The sequence below is a fragment of the Quadrisphaera sp. DVD1 genome (assembly GCF_058932755.1).
The window spans coordinates 1-5156 of record NZ_JBZYWI010000185.1; the positions used below are offsets into that span (position 1 = coordinate 1).

Annotated in this window: 4 protein-coding genes; all 4 read right to left on the bottom strand. The window is 75.2% G+C overall.

Features of this window, described 5'->3' with window-relative positions:
* A partial coding sequence (locus tag AC5FZL_RS15280; RefSeq protein WP_493619739.1) for a DNA translocase FtsK 4TM domain-containing protein occupies positions 1-702 on the bottom strand: 702 nt, incomplete at its 3' end.
* Between the two features lie 225 nt (positions 703-927).
* On the bottom strand, positions 928-2460 hold the full coding sequence (locus AC5FZL_RS15285) for an LLM class flavin-dependent oxidoreductase (protein WP_493619740.1): 1533 nt from the start codon (positions 2458-2460) through the stop codon (positions 928-930).
* A 3-nt stretch (positions 2461-2463) separates the two neighbouring features.
* Positions 2464-4149 carry a ribonuclease J gene (locus tag AC5FZL_RS15290; RefSeq protein WP_493619741.1) on the bottom strand — a complete coding sequence of 562 codons (1686 nt, stop codon included), beginning with the start codon at positions 4147-4149 and terminating at the stop codon, positions 2464-2466.
* Positions 4146-5060 carry a 4-hydroxy-tetrahydrodipicolinate synthase gene (gene dapA, locus AC5FZL_RS15295; RefSeq protein WP_493619742.1) on the bottom strand — a complete coding sequence of 305 codons (915 nt, stop codon included), beginning with the start codon at positions 5058-5060 and terminating at the stop codon, positions 4146-4148. Before dapA ends, AC5FZL_RS15290 begins: the two co-directional genes overlap by 4 nt.
* Between the last annotated feature and the right edge of the window lie 96 nt (positions 5061-5156).

Genomic DNA, 5156 nt, shown 5'->3' on the forward strand with positions numbered 1-5156 from the left:
GCTCTCGTACGCCTCGTCGCCGCTGCGCGGCTCGCCGTCGGGGTGCGCGCCTCGGCGACGGGCCCGCAGGGCGCGCCGCTCGGCGCTGTCGTCGGCCTCCGCGTCGGCGGCGTCGAGGTCGATGACGTCGCTCTGGCCGGTCAGCGCGCGGTAGAGCCCGCGCAGCCGGGAGGGGATGGCGTGCACCGGCGTCGCGGTGGTGACGAGGACGCCGAAGAGGGCCAGCAGGCTCAGCAGCACCGCGGCCACCCAGGTGCCGGTGCCCGCGGCGAGCGGCGAGGCCACGAGGTAGCCGAGGATGCCGCCGGCCTGGCGCACCGGCTCGGCGCCGTCGGTGACCGGGTTCGGGGTGCCGGCGGCCAGGTGCACCAGGCCGGTCACCGCGACGGCGAGCACGGCCATGCCGATCGTCACGCGGTGGTTGGCCTGGGCGCTGTCCGGGCGGCGCAGCAGGCGCACCGCCACGACCGCGAGGATCAGCGGGAGGACCAGGGCCACCCGGCCCGTCGTCCCGGCCGCCACGGCGTGGACGAGGTTCCCGAAGCCGCCGCTGAGGCCCCACCACTCCCGGGCCGCCACGACCACGGCGGCGGCCACCAGGGCCAGGCCCAGGCCGTCGCGGCGCACGTCCGGGTCCAGGTCCGTGCCGCCGTCCTCGCGCAGCCGTCGAGCGGTGCCGCCGACCATGTGCGCTGCTCCCATCCACGCTCCTCGTACCGCACGCACCGGCAGCGGCATGACCGCGGGCTCCGGTCGTGTGCTGCGTCCTGCAGGACGCCGGGAGGACCGGGCGGGTGCGCGCCGGGTGCTCGACGTCTTCCGCGTCGTGGTGCGCGTCGCCATGTCGGCAGGCTATCGCGCAGTCACACTGTTCACATCAGTCCCACGCCGGGGCGAACCGCCCCGGGGGGCCCGCGAGGGGCCGCCTCAGGCCAGCCCGGGCGTGCGGACCACCGCGGGCAGGAGGGCCTCCTCCTCCTCGGCCAGGTGCGCCAGCAGCGCCTCCGCCAGCGCCTCCAGCGCCGCGCGGACGCCGGCCAGCACCTGCGGTCCCGGCGGTGCGGCGACCATGGCCACGAGCGCGTCGTCCAGCCCGGTGAGCAGGGCCGCGATGTCGTGGTGCTGGCCCTCGAGCCGGTCGATCACCGGGTCCAGGTGCGGATGGGCCTGGCGCAGCCGCGGGAACCAGTCGACGTCCTCGATCGTGTGGTGCCCGGTGACCACCCGGCAGTACGAGGCGCAGAACGCCCCGAGCGTCCAGTCGTTCTGGCGCACGGCGAGCGCGTTGATCATCGACCGGGCCAGGGCCGGGTCGCGGTGGCCGGCCGCGACCTGCTCGACGGCGTCCTGGATCTGCGCCAGCTCGCTGCGCAGGTGCTCGTGCACGGCCAGCAGCGTGGAGCGGGCGGCGAGGCCCTCGGCCAGGACGCCGTCCTCGCGCTGGGCGCGCACGGCGCCGGCGGCGACGGGCGTGTCGGTGGCGTCGGCGTCCAGCGCGGCCGGGCTGCCCGGGGCCGGCAGGACCACGCGCGCGCCCTCCGGCACGTGCGGGGAGGCGGACGGCGGGACGACGGCGCGCGCGGCGGCCACCGCCTCGCGCACCGCGGGGGCCACCTCGGCGGCGAAGCGGCTGAGGTCGCCCTCGACGTCGTCGCCCGGCCCGAGCAGGAAGCCGCTGAACCCCTCCCCCAGCACCAGCTCGACCAGCTGCTCCGCCCACACCGCCGGTGGGCCGGTGAGGAACCCGCTGCCGGTGCGGGTGAAGCGCCCGGAGACGTTGAGGACCCGCCGCACGTCCGCCGGCTCGCGACCGGCGGCCGCGGCCGCGTCGTCGATGCGCTGGTTCGCCGCCGTCAGGGCGTCGAGCTCGATGTAGCCGACCGTGGGCAGCCACGCGTCCGCGACCCGCCCGGTCAGCGCCAGCATCCGTGGCCCGTAGGCGCCGAGCCAGATCCCGATCGGGTGGGCCGGCGGCGGGCCGGGGCGCGCACCCTCCAGCCGGTGGTGGACGCCGTCCAGGGTGACGGGGGGCCCAGGCCGCCACAGCGCCCGGACGACCTCGATCGCCTCGGTCAGCGCCGCCACCGCCTCGCCCGGCGTGCGCCGGGGCCCACCGAGGGAGGCGATCGGGTCGGCGAACGCGCCGGCGCCCAGCCCGAGCTCCACCCGGCCGCCGGAGAGCAGGTCCAGCGAGGTGGCAGCCCGGGCCAGGACGGCCGGGTGGCGCAGGGGCAGGTTGAGCACGTCCGGAACGAGGCGGATCCGCTCCGTGGCGGTCGCGACGGCCGAGAGGTAGGTCCAGCAGTCGAGCAGCGCCGGCGCGTAGGGGTGGTCCTGGACGCCGAGCAGGTCCAGCCCCAGCGCGTCGGCCCGCACGGCCTGCGCCAGCGCCCCGCCCGGGTCCGCCGAGGAGGGCGACAGGAAGGCGCCGAGCTCCAGGGCGTGACCCAGGTCGGGCACGCCCTACGCCTCGACGACGATCGGGACGATCATCGGGCGGCGGCGCAGCGTCGTCCCGGCCCAGCGGCCGACGATGCGGCGCACCACCTGCTGGAGCTGGTGGGTGTCGACCGGGCCGGTGCTCACGGCCTGCGCGAGGGCGTCGGCCAGGCGCGGCTTGATGCTCTGGAAGACCTCGTCCTCCTCGGCGATGCCGCGGGCGTGGATCTCCGGCCCGACGACGAGCTTGCCGGTGCCGGAGTCGACGACGACGAACACCGAGACGAAGCCCTCGTCGCCGAGCACCTGGCGGTCCTTGAGGTCGGCCTCGGTGATCGAGCCCACCGAGGAGCCGTCGACGTAGACGTAGCCGCAGGGCACCGCGCCGACGACCTTCGCGACGCCGTCGCGCAGGTCCACCACGGTGCCGTCCTCGGCCATCACGACCCGCTCGCGCGGCACGCCGGTCTTGATCGCCAGCTCGGCGTTGGCCACCAGGTGGCGGATCTCGCCGTGCACCGGCATGACGTTGCGCGGGCGGAGGATGTTGTAGCAGTAGAGGAGCTCGCCGGCGCTGGCGTGGCCCGAGACGTGCACTCGGGCGTTGCCGGAGTGGACCACGTCGGCGCCGAGGCGGATGAGGCCGTTGATGACGCGGAAGACGGCGTTCTCGTTGCCCGGGATCAGCGAGGAGGCGAGCACGACGGTGTCGCCCGCGCCGACCTCGACCCGGTGGTCGCGGTTGGCCATCCGCGACAGCGCCGCCATCGGCTCGCCCTGGGAGCCGGTGCACATGAGCACCACGCGGGCGTCGGGGGTGTTCTCCAGCTGCTTGAGGTCCACCAGCACGCCGTCGGGCACGTGGAGGTAGCCGAGCTCGGCGGCCACGGTCATGTTGCGCACCATCGAGCGGCCCACCAGGGCGACCTTGCGCCCGTGCTGGTGGGCGACGTCGAGCACCTGCTGCACGCGGTGGACGTGCGAGGCGAAGCTGGCGACGATGATCCGGCGCTTCGCCGTGGCGAAGACCCGCTCCAGGGCCGGGCGGATCTCGCGCTCGGACGTCGTGAACCCCGGCACCTCGGCGTTGGTGGAGTCGACCATGAACAGGTCGACGCCCTTCTCGCCCAGGCGCCCGAAGGCGCGCAGGTCGGTGATCCGCCCGTCGAGGGGCAGCTGGTCCATCTTGAAGTCGCCGGTGTGCAGCACGGTGCCGGCGCTCGTGGTGACCGCGACCGCCAGGGCGTCGGGGATGGAGTGGTTGACGGCCACGAACTCGCAGCTGAACGGGCCGATCTGCTCGGTCTGCCCCTCCTTCACCGCGAGGGTGTAGGGCGTGATCCGGTGCTCCTTGAGCTTCGCCTCGACGAAGGCCAGGGTCAGCGTGGAGCCGACCAGGGGGATGTCCGGGCGCAGGCGCAGCAGGAAGGGCACCGCCCCGATGTGGTCCTCGTGCCCGTGGGTGAGCACGAGCGCGACCACGTCGTCGAGCCGGTCGGCGATGTAGGAGAAGTCCGGGAGGATCAGGTCGACGCCGGGCTGGTTGTCCTCGGGGAAGAGCACCCCGCAGTCGATGAGCAGCAGCTTGCCGTCGATCTCCAGGACGGCCATGTTGCGGCCCACCTCCCCCAGACCGCCCAGCGGGACGATGCGCAGGGTGCCGCGCTCCAGCGGGCGGGGCGGGGAGAGGTCGGGGTGGGACTGGCTCACAGGATTCCTGCTCCTTCGAGGTCGACGCGCAGCTGGTCGACCTGGTGCTGGGTGGCCTCCACGAGCGGGAGGCGCACGGTGCGGTTGTCCAGGACGCCGAGCAGCTGCAGCGCTGCCTTGACCATGATGGCGCCCTGCGTTCGGGTCATGATCGCGACCACGGCCGGCAGCAGCTGGCGGTGGATCGCGCGTGCGGTGGTCAGGTCTCCGGCGTCGACCGCGGCGACCATCCGGGCGTAGTGCCCGGCGGCGACGTGGCCGACGACGCTGACGGTGCCCACGGCGCCCTGGGCGAGGTGGGCGAGGTTGAGGGTGTCGTCCCCGGAGTAGTAGGCGAGGTCGCTGCCGGCCATCACCAGGGAGGAGGCGAACAGGTCGGCCTTGGCGTCCTTGACCGCGACGATCCGCGGGTGCTCGGCCAGGCGCAGCAGCGTGTCGGTCTCGATCGCCACCGCGGTGCGGCCGGGGATGTCGTAGAGCATCACGGGCAGGCCGGTGGCGTCGGCGACGGCCGTGAAGTGCCGGCGCAGGCCCTCCTGCGGGGGCTTGTTGTAGTACGGGCTCACCACGAGCAGGCCGGACACGCCGGTCGCCTCGGCCGCGCGGGCTCGGGCCAGGGTGTGCGCGGTGTCGTTGTTGCCGCAGCCGGCCACGACCACGGCGCGGTCTCCCACCGCCTCGACGATCGCGGCCAGCAGCGCGTCGTGCTCGCGCTCGGCCAGGGTCGGGGACTCCCCCGTCGTGCCCGCGACGACGAGGCCGTCGTTGCCGGCGTCGACGAGGTGCGCGGCCAGGGCCTGCGCGGCGTCGAGGTCGAGCTCGCCGTCGGCGGTGAAGGGCGTCGCCATCGCCGTCAGGACCGCCCCGAAGGGACGCGGCCGGGTCGCTACCGGGGCGGGAGTGGCGGACATGTCGCCAACGCTACCGGGGGGAACCGGCGCCCTCGTCGTCCGCGCCCCCCGCGGAGCCGGCGCTCCCGGCGTCCGCGGCGTCCCCGGCGACCGGCT